Annotated in this window: 16 protein-coding genes; 15 read left to right on the top strand and 1 reads right to left on the bottom strand. The window is 67.9% G+C overall.

Translation table 11 applies throughout. The features are described 5' to 3' along the window. Positions 1-26: 26 nt before the first annotated feature. The gene (locus ACNSN4_RS09205; protein WP_418285522.1) at positions 27-584 is read left to right on the top strand and encodes a TATA-box-binding protein; all 558 of its coding nucleotides are present in this window, start codon (positions 27-29) and stop codon (positions 582-584) included. A 70-nt stretch (positions 585-654) separates the two neighbouring features. Further along, complete coding sequence (locus tag ACNSN4_RS09200; protein WP_418285521.1) at positions 655-1,014, top strand: DUF7473 family protein; 360 nt, start codon at positions 655-657, stop codon at positions 1,012-1,014. Between the two features lie 61 nt (positions 1,015-1,075). Here the strand turns inward: ACNSN4_RS09200 and ACNSN4_RS09195 are convergent, their stop codons facing one another. Next, on the bottom strand, positions 1,076-3,334 hold the full coding sequence (locus ACNSN4_RS09195; protein WP_418285520.1) for an ATP-dependent DNA helicase: 2,259 nt from the start codon (positions 3,332-3,334) through the stop codon (positions 1,076-1,078). Between the two features lie 176 nt (positions 3,335-3,510). Between ACNSN4_RS09195 and ACNSN4_RS09190 the strand changes: the two genes are divergently transcribed. The 13 genes from ACNSN4_RS09190 (at position 3,511) to ACNSN4_RS09130 (ending at position 18,410) form a co-directional block, all read left to right on the top strand. Then, a complete protein-coding gene (locus tag ACNSN4_RS09190; protein WP_418285519.1) occupies positions 3,511-3,981 on the top strand; it encodes a DUF6789 family protein in 471 nt (156 codons plus the stop codon). 56 nt (positions 3,982-4,037) lie between these two features. After that, positions 4,038-4,538 carry a TrpY family transcription regulator gene (gene trpY / locus ACNSN4_RS09185; protein WP_418285518.1) on the top strand — a complete coding sequence of 167 codons (501 nt, stop codon included), beginning with the start codon at positions 4,038-4,040 and terminating at the stop codon, positions 4,536-4,538. A gap of 180 nt (positions 4,539-4,718) precedes the next feature. Further along, positions 4,719-5,750, top strand: coding sequence for a DNA repair and recombination protein RadA (gene radA / locus ACNSN4_RS09180; RefSeq protein WP_418285517.1), 1,032 nt, complete (start codon positions 4,719-4,721; stop codon positions 5,748-5,750). 588 nt (positions 5,751-6,338) lie between these two features. After that, a complete protein-coding gene (locus ACNSN4_RS09175) occupies positions 6,339-8,021 on the top strand; it encodes an ammonium transporter (protein ID WP_418285516.1) in 1,683 nt (560 codons plus the stop codon). Positions 8,022-8,287: 266 nt separating this feature from the next. Then, positions 8,288-9,625 carry a glutamate-1-semialdehyde 2,1-aminomutase gene (gene hemL, locus ACNSN4_RS09170; protein ID WP_418285515.1) on the top strand — a complete coding sequence of 446 codons (1,338 nt, stop codon included), beginning with the start codon at positions 8,288-8,290 and terminating at the stop codon, positions 9,623-9,625. Positions 9,626-9,979: 354 nt separating this feature from the next. After that, positions 9,980-11,239: an argininosuccinate synthase gene (locus ACNSN4_RS09165; protein ID WP_418285514.1), complete on the top strand. Its 1,260-nt coding sequence runs from the start codon at positions 9,980-9,982 to the stop codon at positions 11,237-11,239. Then, positions 11,240-12,748 carry an argininosuccinate lyase gene (gene argH / locus ACNSN4_RS09160; RefSeq protein ID WP_418285513.1) on the top strand — a complete coding sequence of 503 codons (1,509 nt, stop codon included), beginning with the start codon at positions 11,240-11,242 and terminating at the stop codon, positions 12,746-12,748. It begins immediately after the preceding gene. Between the two features lie 273 nt (positions 12,749-13,021). Continuing rightward, positions 13,022-13,210, top strand: a complete 189-nt coding sequence (lysW, locus tag ACNSN4_RS09155; protein WP_008001778.1) for a lysine biosynthesis protein LysW — start codon at positions 13,022-13,024, stop codon at positions 13,208-13,210. Between the two features lie 41 nt (positions 13,211-13,251). Continuing rightward, the gene (gene lysX, locus ACNSN4_RS09150) at positions 13,252-14,154 is read left to right on the top strand and encodes a lysine biosynthesis protein LysX (RefSeq protein ID WP_418285512.1); all 903 of its coding nucleotides are present in this window, start codon (positions 13,252-13,254) and stop codon (positions 14,152-14,154) included. Further along, positions 14,151-15,227: an N-acetyl-gamma-glutamyl-phosphate reductase gene (argC, locus tag ACNSN4_RS09145; RefSeq protein WP_418285511.1), complete on the top strand. Its 1,077-nt coding sequence runs from the start codon at positions 14,151-14,153 to the stop codon at positions 15,225-15,227. Before lysX ends, argC begins: the two co-directional genes overlap by 4 nt. Beyond that, the gene (locus ACNSN4_RS09140; RefSeq protein WP_418285510.1) at positions 15,224-16,132 is read left to right on the top strand and encodes an acetylglutamate/acetylaminoadipate kinase; all 909 of its coding nucleotides are present in this window, start codon (positions 15,224-15,226) and stop codon (positions 16,130-16,132) included. Before argC ends, ACNSN4_RS09140 begins: the two co-directional genes overlap by 4 nt. Further along, the gene (locus ACNSN4_RS09135) at positions 16,129-17,256 is read left to right on the top strand and encodes an aspartate aminotransferase family protein (RefSeq protein ID WP_418285509.1); all 1,128 of its coding nucleotides are present in this window, start codon (positions 16,129-16,131) and stop codon (positions 17,254-17,256) included. The genes ACNSN4_RS09140 and ACNSN4_RS09135 overlap by 4 nt, the downstream gene beginning before the upstream one ends. Beyond that, the gene (locus ACNSN4_RS09130; protein ID WP_418285508.1) at positions 17,256-18,410 is read left to right on the top strand and encodes a [LysW]-lysine hydrolase; all 1,155 of its coding nucleotides are present in this window, start codon (positions 17,256-17,258) and stop codon (positions 18,408-18,410) included. The genes ACNSN4_RS09135 and ACNSN4_RS09130 overlap by 1 nt, the downstream gene beginning before the upstream one ends. The last annotated feature ends 14 nt before the right edge of the window (positions 18,411-18,424 follow it).

Raw genomic sequence — 18,424 nt, 5'->3', positions numbered from 1 at the left:
CTTCTTCAAGTGATCATGTGGTAGAGATGGCCGATCCGAAGGAGACGATCACGATAGAGAACGTCGTCGCGTCCACGGGGATCGGACAGGAGCTCGATCTCCAGAGCGTCGCGATGGATCTCGAAGGTGCCGACTACGACCCCGAGCAGTTCCCCGGGCTCGTGTACCGCACCACGGACCCGAAGTCGGCCGCACTGATCTTCCGGTCGGGAAAGATCGTCTGTACCGGCGCGAACTCTATCGACGCCGTCCACGAGAGCCTCGCGATCGTGTTCGACGAACTCCGCGCGCTGCGGATTCCGATCGAGGACCCGGAGATCACGGTCCAGAACATCGTCACGTCTGCGGACCTCGGTGAGAGCCTCAACCTCAACGCGATAGCGATCGGGCTCGGCCTCGAACACATCGAGTACGAGCCGGAGCAGTTCCCCGGGCTCGTCTATCGGCTCGACGAGCCGGACGTGGTGGCGCTGCTGTTCGGGAGCGGGAAGCTCGTGGTCACCGGCGGCACCACGCCCGACGACGCGGCCGCCGCCGTCGACGTGATCGTCGAGGAGCTGAACGGCCTCGGACTGTTGGGCTGACCGCTCCGCGGTCCAACACGCGCCGACGCGATTCCACGACCACTTTTACCCGCCACCCCGTATCGTGACCATGCTCGCACAGACGGTGACGCCGGTCACAGTCCTCGGGACGACCGTCGCGTTCGCGCTGTTCCTCTCCGTAACTGCGCACCTCGCGGCGCGGAACGTCCTCGGCGACGTCGACCCGCGACGGGCGCTCTACGTCGGTCCCCTTCCGGCGGTGATCGGCGTAGTCGGCGGCGCGTTCTCGGTCCCCGAGGCGCTGCTCGTCCCCCTCGCGCTCGTGGTCGACGGGATCATGTTCGCGTGGAGCTACGACCAGCCCCGCCGCGTCGTGGTCGGGATGACGCTCATCCACGCGGTTATCACGACGCTGCTCGGGATCGTACTGCTCGGGATCGCCGTGTTGCTGGCGGCGCGGCCGGGGTAGATCGAGCCGCGGCCGGGGTAGATCGAGCCGCGGCGCGGCCGAGGCCGCACGACAGGACCGTTCACGGCTCCGGCGGCCTCCCGTCGTACGCGCCGTGGTCGCCGTAGAAGTTCAGCATCGCGAACTTCAGTTTCTTCGGGTCGATGTCGATCAGTTCGTCGCGCTCCTCGGGCGGGAACGCGCTTCGGACCGAGTACTTCCCCATGTCCGCGGTCGTGTACCGACGGTCAGCGAGGATACGGACGCCGAAGTCCTCGGGACCGCGAACGACCCGCCCGAGCGCCTGCCGCGTCTTCCGGATCGTCGGGATCTCGACGGCGTACGCCCACCCGGGGTCTCGGGCCCGGTCGCGGTCGGCGAACGTCCGGTTGTACGCCTCCTGAACGGCCTCCATCCGGTCCGAGAGGTGCGGGTAGGGGACGCCGACGACGACGACCGTCCGGGCGTCGTCGCCGTCGAAGCTCACGCCCTCGCCGAGCGTCCCCCACAGCGAGGTGAACAGCGTGGCGTCGTCGCTCTCGACGAACCGCCGACGCAACTCCTCTTCGTCCTGCCCGGGGCCGTCGAGGTAGAGGGAACCGAGGCCCGCACCCGCGAGGCCGCCGCTCGCGCCGCTCGCACCGTCCTCGCCGACCGCACCCGCGGTCGCGCTCCCGCCAGCGCCGCCCCCTGCCGCTCCGCCGAGCCGCTCGTAGTAGCGCTCGGCCTCGGCGTAGGAGGGGAAGAAAGCCAGCGTGTTCCCCGGAGTGAAACGGATCGCGTCGCGCAGCAGCGACGACACCGTCTCTTGGGTCGCCGGATCGTTTCGCTCCGAGGCGAAAAGCGGGGGGGTGTCCACCGCGAACGTCCGGCGGTTCGCCTCCGGATACGCCATTCCGTACGCGAGCGAGGCGACGTCTTCCAGTCCGAGCACGTCCTTGGTGACGTCGAACGGGCGAAGCGTCGCGCTCATCAGCACGCTCGCGGCCACCTCGTCGAACAGCTCCTCGGTGACCCGACGCGGGATACAGGTGTACAGCTCCGCGCGGCCGTACACCTCCTCGGTGCTCCCGTCGCGGCGCACGGAGACGACCGGGTACTGTCCGAGCTCCGTCCCCTCGTCCATCCACGTCGAGACGAACCGCGCGACCTGCAGCGTTTGACACTCCGTACGCGTGGTGGTCTCGCCGTCTCGATACCGGCGCTCGTACTCCTCGTCGAGCGCTGTGCCGAGCTGAATCGCGAGCTCGGTCTCGGTGTCGATGCCGTTTCCCTCGTACTGTCGGAGGAACGCGAGCGTGAGGTCGTCGCGGCGGTCGTCGTTGGCGATAGCGATATCCTCCCAGTTCTCGCCGACGCCCTCGCGAGCGCCGAACCCGAGCCCGTCGTCGTACGTCTCGACGAGCGCGTCGCGGAACGCGCGGACGACGTTCTCGGCCGCCTCGGCGCGGGAGTCGTCGCTCTCCGTGAGCTCCGCTATCGCGGCGTCGAGGGTGTTCTCCGTGAGCGTGCGGGTGGCGTGGTCGCGAGCCGCGTCCTCGACGTTGTGCGCCTCGTCGAAGACGGTGAGTATCTCGGAGGGGTCGCGGTCGATCCACCGGAAGAACTGCTCGCGGATGTTCGGGTCGAGGAGGTGGTGGTAGTTACAGACGACGAGGTCCACCCCTTCCATTCCCTCCTTGAGCAGCTCGTAGCCGCACAGCTCTCGCTCGTCCGCGTACGCGTACACGTCCTCGGGCGTGCGGACGTCCTCGAAGAGCCACCCGAAGAACTCCTCCGTGTCCTCGACGAGGTTGTTCCGGTAGTGCGCACAGACGTTCGTCGCCTCGTACTCGTCGATGTCTCCCTCCAGCTCGTCGAGCTCGTCCATGATGGCCTCCCGGGCCTCGGCGGCGCCCGCGTCGCCCTCGCGGCTCTCGGCGAGCAGTTCGCGCTGGCGCGCTTCCAGTTCGCGGACCTCACCCTCCGTTTCCACCATCTCGCGGGTGGTGTCGCGAAGGGTCTGGCACTCCTGGTAATCGACGTCGATGTGGCACATCGACGATTTGCCTTTGAACACGACCGCGCGGATGGGCTCTTCGCGGGTGATCGCGCGGGCGTCCTCGACGAACTGGCGCATCTGCTGGTGGACGTTGGTCGTGATGACGACCGTGCGGTCGTGTTCGCGGGCGTGCTCTAAGGCCGGCACGAGCGCGGAGAGCGTCTTGCCCGTCCCGGGCGCGCCCTCGAACAGCACGTCTTGTCCCCGGTCCAGCGCGTTGGCGATCCTGTCCATCGCCTCGCGCTGGTTCGGGTACGGCTCCTCGTACGGGAAGAACCGCAGGTGCGGCGACTCTGACACGGGACACGGTTCGGCGGCATCGGCTAAAAGGGGTCGGGTGGCGCGGCGGAAGTGGTCGAGCGATGGGACTCCTCCTCGGTATCGTCGGTTCTGCGAGTATAACCGTTTGGGGGCTGTGCACAGTACACACACAGTACCGGCGACTATTACCGGTTCTTTAGCGATTTACGACTGCTATGGCAACTGAGACCGCGACGGCGACTGACGTATACACAGAGACCGGGAACTGGAAAGCTGGCGTGGCCGGTGGATTGGCCGGAGGTCTCGTCTTCGGCGCGATGATGTCGATGATGACCCCCGGCGTACTGGAGATGGCGATCCCGGCGATGTACGGCATCGAGGGGCCTGCCGGTGCGGTCGGCTGGGCCATCCACATGTCCCACGGCGCGGTCATCGGGCTCGGGTTCGCCGCGATCGCGAGCCTGAAGCCGAACGTCGGGAACTCGATCGGAACGAGCCTCGGCGTCGGTGCGGGCTACGGCCTCCTCGTCTGGGTCGCGCTCGCGGTGATCGTGATGCCGATCTGGCTGGGCGCCGTCGGGTTCCCCGGCGCGCCGCCGCTGCCGAATATCGGCGTCGAGAGCCTCGTCGGCCACGTCGTCTACGGGACGGTCCTCGGCGGTGTCTACTCGGCGGTCGCGAACTGAGGTCCCGCAGTACCCCCGCTTTTTAAGCCCTCGGTGACGACCACTCGTACTAACGAATGTTCGACGAGATCCTCGAAAAGTTCGAGGGGTCCCCCAGCCAGCAGGCCGTGATCAGGCTCTTCCTAGAGCGGGGCTTCTCCGTCAACGAAGAGGGCCGCGTCGTCTCCGGCGGGATCGAGATCCCCTACACTGGCATCGCGCGCGAACTCGACGTCGATCGGCGCGTCGTCGACTCCACGACGGACGCGATCTTAGCGGATCCAGATCTGAAACGCATATTCACCAACATCTCGTCGGTACCGAGTCTGATGGATCTGGCACCCGTGCTCGATCTCACGGTGCTCACGATCGAGGTCGCGGCCGCCGACGAGGCCGGAATCGTCGCCGAAGTGACCGGGATATTGGCTGACCACGGTGTTTCGATCCGCCAAGTGTTGAGCGAGGATCCGGAGTTCACCGACGACCCGAAGCTGTACGTGATCACGGACGCCGATATCTCCGGGGATCTGCTCGTCGAGATCCGCGGGCTTGAATACGTCCGACGCGTCGGATTCTGACTCCTCGACGGGGCTGAGACGGACGGAGTACGACCAGTTTCACCGCACAACCGATGCGGGGACTCCGCCGGACGCTTATATATTAAGCCGAGCCATTCCGAGACGAGATCGGCCCGGTTTTTCACTTTCACTCAGGTGTAAACCAGCCTTTATACCCGATGCCGAACAAGAGTCGGGTACATGCCTGAAGACGAACTCGAAAACCTCCCCGGAGTCGGCCCCGCCACCGCAGACAAACTCGTCGAGAACGGATTCGAAAGCTATCAGTCGATCGCCGTCGCGAGCCCCGGTGAGATGTCGAACACGGCCGACATCGGCGAGTCGTCGGCAGCCGACATTATCAACGCCGCGCGCGACGCCGCGGACGTGGGCGGCTTCGAGACGGGCGCGACTGTACTCGAACGCCGTCAGGAGATCGGGAAGCTCTCGTGGCAGATCGACGAGGTCGACGATCTGCTCGGCGGCGGTATCGAGACGCAATCGATCACGGAGGTGTACGGTGAGTTCGGGTCTGGTAAGTCGCAGGTGACTCACCAGATGGCCGTCAACGTCCAGCTCTCGAAGGAGAACGGCGGCCTCGAAGGCGGCTGTATCTTCGTCGACTCCGAGGACACGTTCCGGCCGGAGCGGATCGACGACATGGTCCGCGGACTCGACGACGAGATCCTCGCCGACGAGATGGAGCGACGCGAGATAGAGGGGACCCCGAGCGACGAGGACGCGATGGAGGAGCTCGTCGCGGCCTTCCTCGACCAGATCCACGTCGCGAAGGCGTTCAACTCCAACCACCAGATTCTGCTGGCCGAGAAGGCCAAGGAACTCGCCGGCGAACACGAGGAGACCGAGTGGCCAATCCGGATCGTCTGCGTGGACTCGCTCACCGCCCACTTCCGCGCGGAGTACGTCGGCCGCGGGGAGCTCGCCGACCGTCAGCAGAAGCTCAACAAACACCTCCACGACCTGATGCGGCTCGGTGACCTGTTCAACACCGCCATCCTCGTCACGAACCAGGTCGCGTCCAACCCCGACTCGTACTTCGGCGACCCGACGCAGGCGATCGGCGGCAACATCCTCGGCCACGCCTCCACGTTCCGGATGTACCTCCGAAAGTCGAAGGGTAACAAGCGGATCGTCCGGCTCGTCGACGCGCCGAACCTCGCCGACGGTGAAGCCGTGATGCGCGTCGAGGGAGCGGGCCTCAAACCCGAGTAACCGGCACCGCCGCCTATCGCTGGCCCGGACCGCCGACACCGACATCGTTCACCGCCGACGGCGACGTCTATCGGTCTGATCTCGGTGGCATCCGTCGTTACCGGTCGCGCGCGCCGAGCGACGAGAGCGGCGGATCCCCCGTCGGATCGGGCTTCGGCGTCGCTGCGGGGAACAGGTGTACGAACGTCAACTTCTACCGCTATCGCCTGAAGCGCTCGAAATCAACGGGTTCGAGGCGTCGGTCGAGTATCAGCGGATCGTCACGATGGCAAAAATCGCCAGCAGCCGGTGCGCCCGGCGCCGAGCGGGGCGGCGGCGAGCGATCTGGCAGGAATTGACGGAAAGCCAACGACACGTTCGGTCAGTTTCGTCGCAATAGTTACCGGATAATCGTCGAGTGAATCCCCTTATATACCATCAATCCGTCCTTATATTGAACATCGAGAGTATTATTAAGAGGATTTGTTGTGAAACTCAACTCGAACGTTTATATATTCCTGTTCCCCGCAGTCAATACGTGATTCAGCACATGAACACGAACGAAATGCGCGGTACGAAAGACGTACGTTCAGTTGAGGTGGTATCGGCGTGACGACCGGTGTACTCGCGACCGTGGATCCGAGCGTCCTCGCGGAGGGGGTCAACCTGATGTGGGTCGCCGTGGTCTGTTTCCTCATCTTCTTCATGCACGCCGGGTTCGCGATGCTCGAAGCGGGACAGGTGCGTGCGAAGAACGTCGCGAACCAGCTCACCAAGAACCTGCTGACGTGGGGCGTCGGGATCATCGTCTACTTCCTGGTCGGCTTCGGTATCGAGGGGATCGTCGGCGGCGGCGGCGTCTCCGTCGACGCGCTCACGTCCGCGCTGACGGCGTCCGACGCCGGATGGATCGACTGGCTGTTCGGTGCCGTCTTCGCGATGACGGCGGCGACCATCGTCTCCGGCGCGGTCGCGGGCCGCGCGAAACTCCGTGCGTACGTCGCGTACGTCGTCGCGATATCGGCCGTCATCTACCCGGTGGTCGCGGGGATCACCTGGGGCGGCGGGTTCCTCGCCGGACTCGGATTCACCGACTTCGCGGGCGGGATGATCGTCCACGGCGTCGGCGGTATCGCCGGTCTGACGGCGGCGTACATGCTCGGGCCGCGCATGGACCGCTACGCGGAAGACGGCTCCACGAACGTCATCCCCGGTCACTCGATGACGTTCGCGGTGCTCGGAACGCTCGTGTTGGCCTTCGGCTGGTACGGGTTCAACGTCGGGACGACCGCGACCGTGTTCGCGGTCGAGGACGGCGCGCTCACGCTCGACGGTTTCGCAGTGGTCGGTCGCGTCGCGATGGCGACGACGATCGGCATGGCCGCCGGGGCGATCGGCGCCGCGATCGGGTCGCTGTACCTCACGAAGAAGGTCGACACGCTGTACGTCGCGAACGGGCTCCTCGCGGGCCTCGTCGCGGTCACCGGCATCGCCGACCTCGTCACGTGGTGGGGCGCTATCCTGGTCGCGCTCGTCTGCGGCCTTCAGCTCCCGCTCGTCTTCGAGTTCGTCTCCGACAAGATGAAGATCGACGACGTCTGTGCGGTGTTCCCCGTTCACGGCTCCGCGGGCGTCATCGGCGTCTTGGCGCTCCCGTTCGTGAGCGTCAACGGGTTCTCGGTCGACGTCCTCGTCTCGCAGGTCATCGGCGTCGCCGTCATCACCGCGTGGACGGTGCTCGCGACGGGTGCGGTGTTCGGGGCGTTCAAGGCCGTCGGTCAGGCCCGCGTCACGCCCGAACACGAGCGCGACGGCCTCGACGTCAGCGAACACGGCGTCGAGACGTACCCCGAGTTCGGTCGCGCGAACGTCGCGACCGACGGCGGTTCCGCCGTCGTCGACGCGACCGAGGGCTCCCCGCGCGCCGACGGCGGCGAGGAGGCCGGTACCGATATCAAGATGGTCACCGCGGTCGTTCGCCCCGACAAGCTCGGCGATATCAAGCAAGCGCTCGCGGAGATCAACGCGCCGTCGCTCACCGTGACGAACGTCTCCGGTCGCGGCAGCCAGCCCGCCAAGAAGGGCCAGTGGCGCGGCGAGGAGTTCACGGTCGACCTCCACCAGAAGGTGAAAGTCGAGGTCGTAGTCGCCGACATCCCGGCCGACGAGGTGGCCGAGGCGATCAGCGGGGCCGCCAAGACCGGCGAGCCCGGCGACGGCAAGGTGTTCATCCTGCCGGTCGAGGACGCGCTACAGGTCCGCACCGGAACGACGGGCCCGGAGGCGGTGTAAGGTCGGGCTGCATGCGGTTCGGCGGCGCCGAGGCATCGAACTGACGAACGAGTCGCGGTGAAGTGCAGACGGTTTTTTGATACCGGGAAGCCGACGTGCGACCTCGCCGGGAAGTCGACGTGCGACCTCGCCGGGAAGTCGACGTGCGACCTCGCCGGGAAGCCGACGTGTGACCTCGCCGGGAAGCCGACGTGTGACCTCGCCGGGAAGCCGACGTGGAATCCGGGTCGGCAACTACTTTCACCCCTCCGACCCAAGCGTCTCGTATGAATCACGAGCGCTCTCGCGGGCTGTACGACCGCGCGCTGTCGGTCATGCCGGGCGGGGTCAACTCCTCGGTCCGCGCGACGATGCCGCACCCGTTCTTCATCGAGCGCGGGGACGGCGGCCACGTCATCGACGCCGACGGCAACCGGTACGTCGACTGGGTGATGGGGTACGGCCCGCTGCTGTACGGCCACGACCTCCCGGACCCGGTCGAGTCGGCGATCCAGTCGCACGCGGCCGCCGGGCCGATGTACGGCGCACCCACCGAAATCGAGGTCGAGCACGCCGAGTTCGTGGCGCGGCACGTCCCGAGCGTCGAGTCGATCCGGTTCGTCAACTCGGGGACCGAGGCGACGGTGTCGGCGGTTCGGCTCGCTCGCGGACACACCGGCCGCGACAAGGTCGTCGTGATGCAGGGCGGCTACCACGGGGCACAGGAGTCGACGCTCGTCGAGGGCTCACCGGGGAACGCGCACCCCTCGACGAAGGGGATCCCCGAGTCGTTCGCCGAGCACACCCTCCCGATCCCGTTCAACGACCCCGGCGCGGCCAAAGAGGTGTTCGCGGAGCACGGCGACGACATCGCGGCGGTACTCGTCGAACCGATCCTGGCGAACACGGGAATCGTCGCTCCCGTCGACGGCTACCACGAGACGCTCCGGGACCTGTGTGACGACCACGGCGCGCTCTTGGTCTTCGACGAGGTGATCACGGGATTCCGCGTCGGCGGGCTCGGCTGCGCGCAGTCGAAGTTCGGCGTCACGCCCGACGTTACCACGTTCGGCAAGATCATCGGCGGCGGCTTCCCGGTCGGGGCGATCGGGGGGCGCTCGGATATCGTCGAGGAGTTCACGCCCGCGGGCGACGTGTTCCAGTCCGGCACGTTCTCCGGCCATCCCGTGACGATGGCCGCGGGGAAAGCCGGACTGGAGTACGCGGCCGAAAACGGCGTATACGAGCACGTCAACCGACTCGGTCGACAGCTCCGCGAGGGGATCGCCGAGATCTGCGCGGAGCGTGCCCCCGAGTACACGGTCGTCGGAACCGACTCGATGTTCAAAACGGTCTTCACGCGCGACGCGCCGGACGACGTCGACGCCTGCTGTGCGGGCGGCTGTCGACAGAACCCCGACTGCGCCCGGTACGACACCTGTCCGAAGACGGGAGCCGACGTCGCCGACGCGGCGACGGACCGCTGGGAGCGCGTGTTCTGGCAGGAGATGAAAGATCGAGGCGTGTTCCTCACGGCCAACCAGTTCGAGTGCCAGTTCACCTCGTACGCGCACACGGAGGCGGACGTCGAGAAGACGCTCGAAGCGTATCGGGAAGCGCTCTGATCGGCCCCGAACGAGGACGGTTCGAGGTGAGGGAACGACTCGGAGCGAAGTGCGGAATATTTTTATACGGGTGATCAATTAGGTACACGCAATGACCGCGGTGGCTCGTCCGGCGGCCACGCTCTTCCGAGGCCGACGAGCCCCGCGACCGCGACGAGGCGTCCGACCGCGACCGGTTTCCGGCGCGGCGCGACGACCGGCCTCCCGAGGCCAGTAATTTCATTCCCCTCGTCGCGTTCGCGCCAGTTCGTTTCCGAGAGCCGTAGCTCCGTCTTTCCGTAGCGTCGCCGCTGTATTTTTCTTACAATATCTAAAGCGGTGAATTTAAGGGTGTGAGTCCAGTGTACTTCAGTAATGGCAAGCGTTGCACTCGCGTTCAGCGGGGGACTCGACACCACGGTCTGTGTACCACTACTGAAAGAGGAGTACGGCTACGACGAGGTTATCGGCGTCAACGTCGACGTCGGGCAGCCGACCGAGGAGTTCGACGAGGCCGAAGAGACCGCCGACGCGCTGGGACTCGACCTCCACGTCGTCGACGCGAAAGAAGAGTTCGCTGACCTGTGTTTCGACGCGGTGAAGACGAACGCGACGTACCAGGGCTACCCGCTCGGAACCGCCCTCGCGCGTCCCGTTATCGCCGAGGCCATCCTCGGAGTCGCCGAGGAGCAGGGCTGTGACGCCATCGCGCACGGCTGTACGGGGAAGGGGAACGATCAGCTCCGGTTCGAGGCCGTCTGGCGCGGCTCCGATCTCGAAGTGATCGCCCCGGTCCGCGAACTCGGACTCACCCGCGAGTGGGAGATCGAGTACGCGGCCGAGAAGGACCTGCCCGTCGAGGCCGGTGACGGGGGCGTCTGGTCCATCGACGAGAACATCTGGTCGCGCGCGGTCGAGGGCGGCAAGCTGGAGGACCCGAACTACGAGCCGCCGGAGGACATCTACGAGTGGACCGCCGAGCCGGAAGGCGAGACCACGATCGAAGTCGAGTTCGAAGAGGGCGTCCCGGTCGCCGTCGACGGCGAGGCGATGGACCCCGTGCCGCTCATCCAGTACCTCAACGAGTACGCCGGCGGCTACGGCATCGGCCGCACCGACGTGATGGAGGACCGCATGCTCGGGCTGAAGGTGCGCGAGAACTACGAGCACCCGGCCGCGACCGTGCTGCTCACGGCTCACCAGGCGCTCGAAGACCTCGTCCTCACCAAGAACGAGCGCTCTTTCAAGAAGGGGATCGAGCAGGAGTGGTCCGAGAAGGCGTATCAGGGGCTCGTGTTCGCGCCCGTCGTCGACGCGCTGGACGCCTTCGTCGACGAGACGCAGGACGTGGTGACCGGCACCGCGACGGTGAAGGTCTCCGGCGGCAACTGCCGCGTCGTCGCCCGCGACTCCGAGTACGCGGTGTACTCCGAGGAGATGGCCTCGTTCAACACCGAGGACGTCGCCGGCATCGCGCAGGAGGACGCCACGGGCGTCGCGAAGTACCACGGGCTGCAGGAACGCCTCGCCAACGACGTGAAGAAGGCGGTCTCGAAGCCCGAGCTGGCGACGGACGGCGGTGCCGCATCTGACGACGACACCGACGACGGTACCGAAGACACCGACGACAACTAAATGACTGACGACGACCCCGGCACGGTGAGAGACGCCGACGCGACCGGCGACCCCGACACTGCGGTCCGGCGCGACCGCTTCAGCGGCGGCCCCGCCCGCGAGTTCCTGTCGAGTCTCGCGGCCGACGAGGCCATCTTCGCGGCCGACCTCGCGGTCGACCGCGCCCACACGGTGATGCTCGCCGAGCAGGGGATCGTCGACGACGCGGTCGCGGGCGAGATCCTCGTCGCGCTCGACGACGTGGAGTCGGCGGGTCACGACGAGCTGACGGCGGGCGAGGACGTCCACGAGGCGATCGAGACGGCCGTCATCGACCGGATCGGGCCGGACGGCGGTCGGATGCACACCGCCCGCTCGCGCAACGACGAGGTGGCGACCTGTATCCGCTACCGCCTGCGGGAGGACCTGCTCGCGGTGGCCGAGGCCACGCTTACGCTCCGCGAGGCGCTCGTCGAGGTCGCGAGCGAGCACACGGAGGCGGTGATGCCCGGGTACACCCACCTGCAGCCGGCGCAGCCGACGACGGTCGCGCACTACCTGCTGTCGTACGAGGGCGGAATCGCGCGCGACACCGCCCGACTGCTCGACGCGTACGAGCGTGTCAACCGGTCGCCGCTCGGCGCGGCCGCGTTCGCGGGGACGCCGTTCGATATCGACCGCGACCGCACCGCCGAGCTGCTCGGCTTCGACGGGACCGTCCGCAACTCGATGGACGCCTCGTCCGCGCGCGACTTCCTCGCGGAGGGGTCGACCGCGTGCGCGACGCTCGCGACGGCGCTGTCCGGGCTCGCCGAGGACTGTATCGTCTTCTCGAACAAGGGATTCATCGAGCTGTCCGACGCGTACTCGTCGACCTCCTCGATCATGCCCCAGAAGAAGAACCCGGACACGCTGGAGCTGACTCGCGGCGTCGCCGGTGACGCGATCGGTGAAGCCACGGGGACGCTGAGCCTCCTCAAAGGGCTCCCCCGCGCGTACAACCGCGACCTCCAGCGCGCCCACGCGGGCGTGTTCGAGATCGCGGACGACGTGCGGGAAGCGACCGAGATCGCCGCCGGCGCGGTCGCGACCGCCGAGTGGAACGGGGCGACGCTCGCGGACGCCGCGGGCGACGGCTTCTCGACCGCGACGGGAGTCGCCGACCTGCTCGCGATGGGCGGGCTCCCGTTCCGGACCGCCCACGAGATCGTCGCGGCGGCCGCGGAGACCGTTTCCGACGACGACACGCCCGCCGCGGCGGCCGCAAAAGTTGACGAGGCCACTCGAAAGGTGACCGACGAGCCCCTGTCGACACACGTGAGCCGCGAGGACGTGGAGGCCGCGCTCGACCCCGCAGCGAGCGTCGCGAGCCGCGACTCCGCCGGGGGGCCCGCTCCCGAGGCGGTCGCCGACGAACTCGCGACCGCCGAGGCGGACATCGAGGCCGACGCCGAAACGCTCGCCGCGCGTCGCGAGTCGCTCGCCGCGGCGGCCGAACGGCTCGACGCGGAGGTGGCCTCGTATGTGTGACGTCGCAGCGGCGGGGGTCCCCCCTACCCGACGACCGACGGCGGGAGCGCCTGCCCCGCGCGCCCGACGACCGACGACGTGGTCGGCCGGTCCACGACCGCCGACCGAGCCGCCGTCCCTGCGAGGGGACAAACTTACTACTGAAATCTGATATCGGATTTCACACGGCCGTTTCGAGGGCGATTCAGTTCCGTTAGCGACCGGTTTATGTATTGTAAACTATATTACAAGTTCGAAGGCTTTATACCCATTCACCGTGGAGTATCGATCACGATGACGAGTGACACCGACCCGGTGCTGGCAGAGGATCCGATCACGGGCGAAGAGATCGAGCTTCCGGCCGACGTCGAAGTCGGCGAGATCATCGACAGCCCGGTCACCGGGACCGAGCTGGAGGTCATCTCGCTTGACCCCGTCGTGTTAGAGGAGGCCCCCGAACTCGAGGAGGACTGGGGCGAGTAGATGGCGACAACCGCCACGGCCGCGACACGCGAGTGGTCGACATGCGAATAGGGATCCTCTACTCGCGGATCCGGAAAGACGAGAAGCTGCTGCTCGGCGAGCTGCGCGAACGCGGCCACGAGGTCGAGAAGATCGACGTCCGCAAGGAGCGGTTCGGGCTCGAATCGACGACGGCGAACGTCGCCGACCTCGATATCGTCGTCGATCGCTGTCTGTCGACGAGCCGGTCGCTGTACGCGACGCAGTTCCTCGGCAGCTACGGCGTCCCCGTCGTGAACTCCCCGGAGACGGGCGATATCTGCGCCGACAAAGCGAAGAACTCGCTCGCGCTCGCGCGGGCTGACGTGCCGACCCCGGCGACGGAGGTGACGTTCACGAAGGAGGCCGCGATGGAGTCGATCGAATCGTTCGGCTACCCCTGCGTGCTCAAGCCCGTCGTCGGGTCCTGGGGCCGCCTGATGGCGAAGATCGACTCGCGGAACGCCGCCGAGGCGATCTTAGAGCACAAGGAGACGCTCGGCCACTACGAGCACAAGGTGTTCTACATTCAGGAGTTCGTCGACAAGCCCGGTCGCGACATCCGCGCGCTGGCAGTCGACGGCGAGCCGATCGCCGCGATGACCCGGTCGTCCGACCACTGGCTCACCAACGCCGCGAAGGGCGGCGAGACGAAGTCGTTCGACCTCGACGACCGCGCGCTCGAACTGGTCGAACGCGCGAGCGACGCGGTCGGTGGCGGGCTCCTCGGCGTCGACCTGATGGAGGTCGGCGGCGAGGGCTCGGGCGAGTACACCGTCCACGAGGTGAACCACACGGTCGAGTTCAAGGCGCTCGACGCCGCGAGCGACGTCGACGTCCCCGCGAAAGTCGTCGACTGGCTGGAGGCGAAAGCCGAGCGCGTCGGTAACGCCGCGGACGACGACATCACGGAGGCGCACGTATGACGGACGACGACGCGGCCGACACGGCGACTGACGAGACCTACACCGCCAGCGTCGTCGGCGGCACCGGGTTCACCGGCGGCGAGCTGTTGCGGATCCTCGCCGGTCATCCCGACTTCGAGGTCGTGCAGGCCACGTCGCGATCGGCCGACAACATGACCGTCGGTCGCTCGCACCCGAACCTGCGCGGGCTCGACCTGCGCTTCTCGGACCCAGACGAGTTGGAATCCGTCGACGTGCTCTTCTCGGCGACGCCGCACGGCGTCTCGATGGGGCAGGTCGACGAGTACTTCGAGGCGGCCGACACGGTCGTCGACCTCTCGGCCGACTTCCGGCTTCCGGAGGCCGAGCTGTACGACGAGTGGTACGACGGCCACACGTCGCCCGAGTACCTGGAGCGCGCGGAGTACGCGCTCCCCGAGATCAACCGCGAGAACCTTCCCGGCGCCGACCTGATCGCCGGCGGCGGCTGTAACGCGACCGCGACGATGCTGGGACTCAAACCCCTCGTCGACGCGGGCGCGCTCGGCCCCGACACCGGCGAAGTCGTCGTCGACGTGAAGGTCGGCTCCTCGGAGGGCGGCGCCGGCGGCGGCGCGGCCTCCTCGCACCCGGAACGCTCCGGCGTCGTGCGCCCGTACGCGCCCACCGGTCACCGCCACGAGGCGGAGATCGAGGCGTACCTCGGGCTCGACGTCTCCTTCACGGTCCACGCGGTCGAGATGGTCCGCGGCGCGAGCGCGACCTGTCACGTCTTCCCCGACGAGCCCGTCTCGAAGGCGGACCTGTGGAAGGCGTACCGCGGCGCGTACGCCGACGAGCCGTTCATGCGGATCGTCTCCGGCGGGGGCGGCGTCTACCGCTACCCCGAGCCGAAGGCGGTCGCCGGGACGAACTACGGCGAGGTCGGCTTCGAGCTCGATCCCGGAAACCGGCGGGTCGTCGTCTTCTCCGCGATAGACAACATGATGAAAGGCTCCGCCGGACAGGCCGTCCACGCGACGAACGTCGCCCTCGGGCTGCCCGAGACGGCGGGCCTCGAATTTCAGGGACTCCATCCCGTGGGATCGCCATGACGGGAGAGCGGTCCGGCACCGGCGGAGGCGACGCCGACGAGCCGCCCGTCGTCGTCAAGATCGGCGGCGCGAAGGCGGTCGACCCGGCCGGCGCGGTCGGCGACGTCGCCCACCTCGCCGCGAACGGTCGCGAGGTCGTCGTCGTCCACGGCGGCTCCACGGTCGTCGACGAGGTCATCGAGCGACTCGGGATGGAGCCCGAGTACGTCGAGTCCGCCTCCGGCGTCACCGGTCGGTTCACCGACGCGGAGACGATGGAGGCGTTCACGATGGCGATGGCCGGGAAGCTCAACACCGAGCTGACGGCGCTGTTCCGCGAGGCGGGCGTCGACGCGGTCGGCCTCTCCGGCGTCGACGGCGGGCTCCTCTCGGGCCCGCGCAAGTCGGCGGTCCGCGTGGTCGAGGACGGCAAGAAGAAGATCAGGCGCGGCGAGCACTCCGGTCGGATCGAGTCGGTGAACGCCGACCTGCTGGCCGGGCTGCTCGCGGACGGATACACCCCCGTCGTCTCGCCCCCGATGGAGGGGAAAGAGAGCGACGGCGGCGTCACGCCCGTCAACACCGACGCGGACCGGGCGGCCGCCGCGGTCGCGGGCGCGCTGGACGCCGACCTCGTCCTGTTGACGGACGTGGCCGGCGTGTACGCGGACCCCGAGGACCCCGACACGCTGATCGAGTCGGCGGCGACGCCCGAGGAACTCGCGGCGGTCGAAGCCGCCGCCGAGGGGTTCATGGGCAAGAAGGTGATGGCCGCGACGGAGGCGCTCTCGGGCGGCTCCGGGCGGGTCGTCGTCGCGGACGCAAACGTCAACGACCCCATTATCGCCGCGCTCGGCGGCGCGGGGACGACGATCGAGCGCTCCGCGGTCGCAGAACGGGTCGAAAATGAAGGTGATCTCGCGTGAGCGGTTTCGTCTTCTCGGAGAAGCCGATCGAGATCGCCTCGGGCGACGGCGTCCACGTCACCGACGCGAACGGGACCGAGTACCTCGACTTCGGCGCGAGCTACGCGTGCACCCCGGTGGGTCACTGCCACCCCGAAGTCGTCGACGCCGCGACGAGCCAGCTGGAGGAGCTCATGTACGTGCAGGCGTCGTACCCGCACGCGGCGCGGACGGCGCTGTACGAGCAGTTGGCCGAGGCCGGGCCGAGCGATATCGACAACGTCTGGCTCTGTAACTCCGGGACCGAGGCCAACGAGGCCGCCCTGAAGTTCGCTCGCCACGCGACGGGACGCGAGAAGATAGTCGCGACGACACAGGGGTTCCACGGCCGGACGATGGGCGCGCTCGCGACCACCTGGAAACAGCAGTACAAGCAGGGGTTCGAGCCGCTCGCCGGCGGCGTCGAGTTCGTCGAGTACGGCGACGTCGAGGCCATGCGCGAGGCGGTAGACGAGGACACGGCCGCCGTAATCCTCGAGCCGCTGCAGGGCGAGGGCGGGATCAACCCCGCCTCCACCGAGTACCTGCAGGCGGTCCGCGAGGCGACGGCGGAGTCCGGGGCCGCGATGGTCTTGGACGAGATCCAGACCGGCCTCGGCCGCACCGGATCGCTGTGGGCGGCCGAGAAGCACGGCGTCGTTCCGGACGTCCTGACGACCGCGAAGGGGCTCGGTAGCGGGCTCCCGATCGGCGCGACGCTGTGTCGCGACTGGATCGCCGAGGACTGCGGGAACCACGGCTCGACGTTCTCGGGCGGCCCCGTCGTCTCCGCGGCCGCCGGAGCGACCCTCGACGTCATCGAACGCGAGGGGCTCTCCGAGCACGCGGCCGAGGTCGGCGCGTACCTCCGCGAACAGATAGAGGAACGCCTCGGCGACGATATCCGCGACGTTCGCGGCGACGGGCTGATGATCGGCATCGAGGTGAAGCGCGGCTCGAACCGCCTGCTGCGCGATCTGGCGATCAACCATCAGATCCTCGCGCTGCCCGCGGGTCGGACCGTGTTGCGCCTGCTGCCGCCGCTGACGATCGAGCGCGAGCACGCGGACGCGGTCGTCGACGCCATCGAAGAGGTGATGGGATGATGTCGACCGGGAAGGAGCGCGAGGCGGACGAATCCGCGGTCGGCGATTCGTCCGCGACCGGCACCGACGTCGTCGCCGGCGGCGGCTACCCCGAGGCCTGCGACACCCCGGCCCGGAAGCTGCTGTACGACATGGTGTCCATCCCCTCCCCGTCGGGCGAGGAGGAGCAGGCCGCGAAGCGCCTCGTCGACTTCTTCGAGGCCAACGGCCGCGAGGCGTGGATCGACGAGGTCGGCAACGTTCGCGCCCCCGCGAACGACGCCGTCCTCCTCACCTCGCACGTCGACACGGTGCCGGGCGACATCCCGGTGGAGGTCAAGCCGGCGGCCGAGGACGACGAGGTCGGCGAGCCCGGCGAACCCGTGCTCTGGGGGCGCGGCTCGGTGGACGCCACCGGCCCCCTCGTCGCCATGGCGGTCGCGGCGGTGACGACCGGCGTCTCGTTCGTCGGCGTCGCCGGCGAGGAGACGAACTCGCGGGGCGCGCGCTTCCTCGTCGAGGACCGCGACGCGCCCGGCGCGGTCGTGAACGGCGAGCCCTCCGGCTGGGACGGGATCACGCTCGGCTACCGCGGGTTCCTCGCCGGGACGTACGTGAACACCAGCGAGTCCGGGCACACGTCGCGACCCGAGCCGAACGCCATCCAGCACGCGATCAACTGGTGGCACGACGTGGAGGAGACGTTCGACCCCGCCGACCCGGACACGCCGGTGTTCGAGCAGGTGACGACGAAGCCCGTCTCCGTTAACGGCGGGCTCACCGAGGACGGGTTGGCCGTCGAGGCGACGATGGACGTGCAGCTGCGCGTCCCGCCGAACCGCACCGTCGACGAGATCCACGAACTCGCCGAGGCGCAGATGACGACCGGCTCGGTCCACTGGAAAGAGCCGATCCCGCCGGTGATGGAGAGCCCCCGGACCGACCTGGCGCGGGCGTTTCGCGTCGCGATCCGGAACGCCGGCGGCGACGTGCGGCTTATCCGCAAGACGGGGACCAGCGACATGAACCTCTTCGCGGCCGCGTGGGACTGTCCGATGGTCACCTACGGCCCCGGTAACTCGGACCTGGACCACGCGCCCGACGAGCGGCTTCCGCTGTCGGACCTCGACCGCGCGACGGCGGTGTTGAGCGACGTCTGCCGGGACCGACCCTAGGCGTCGCGGCTCCC

The sequence above is a fragment of the Halorubrum marinum genome (assembly GCF_048381195.1).
Classification (GTDB): Archaea; Halobacteriota; Halobacteria; order Halobacteriales; family Haloferacaceae; genus Halorubrum.
The sequence above is the reverse complement of the archived record's forward strand: the minus strand, read 5'-3'. Positions and strand labels throughout refer to the sequence as shown.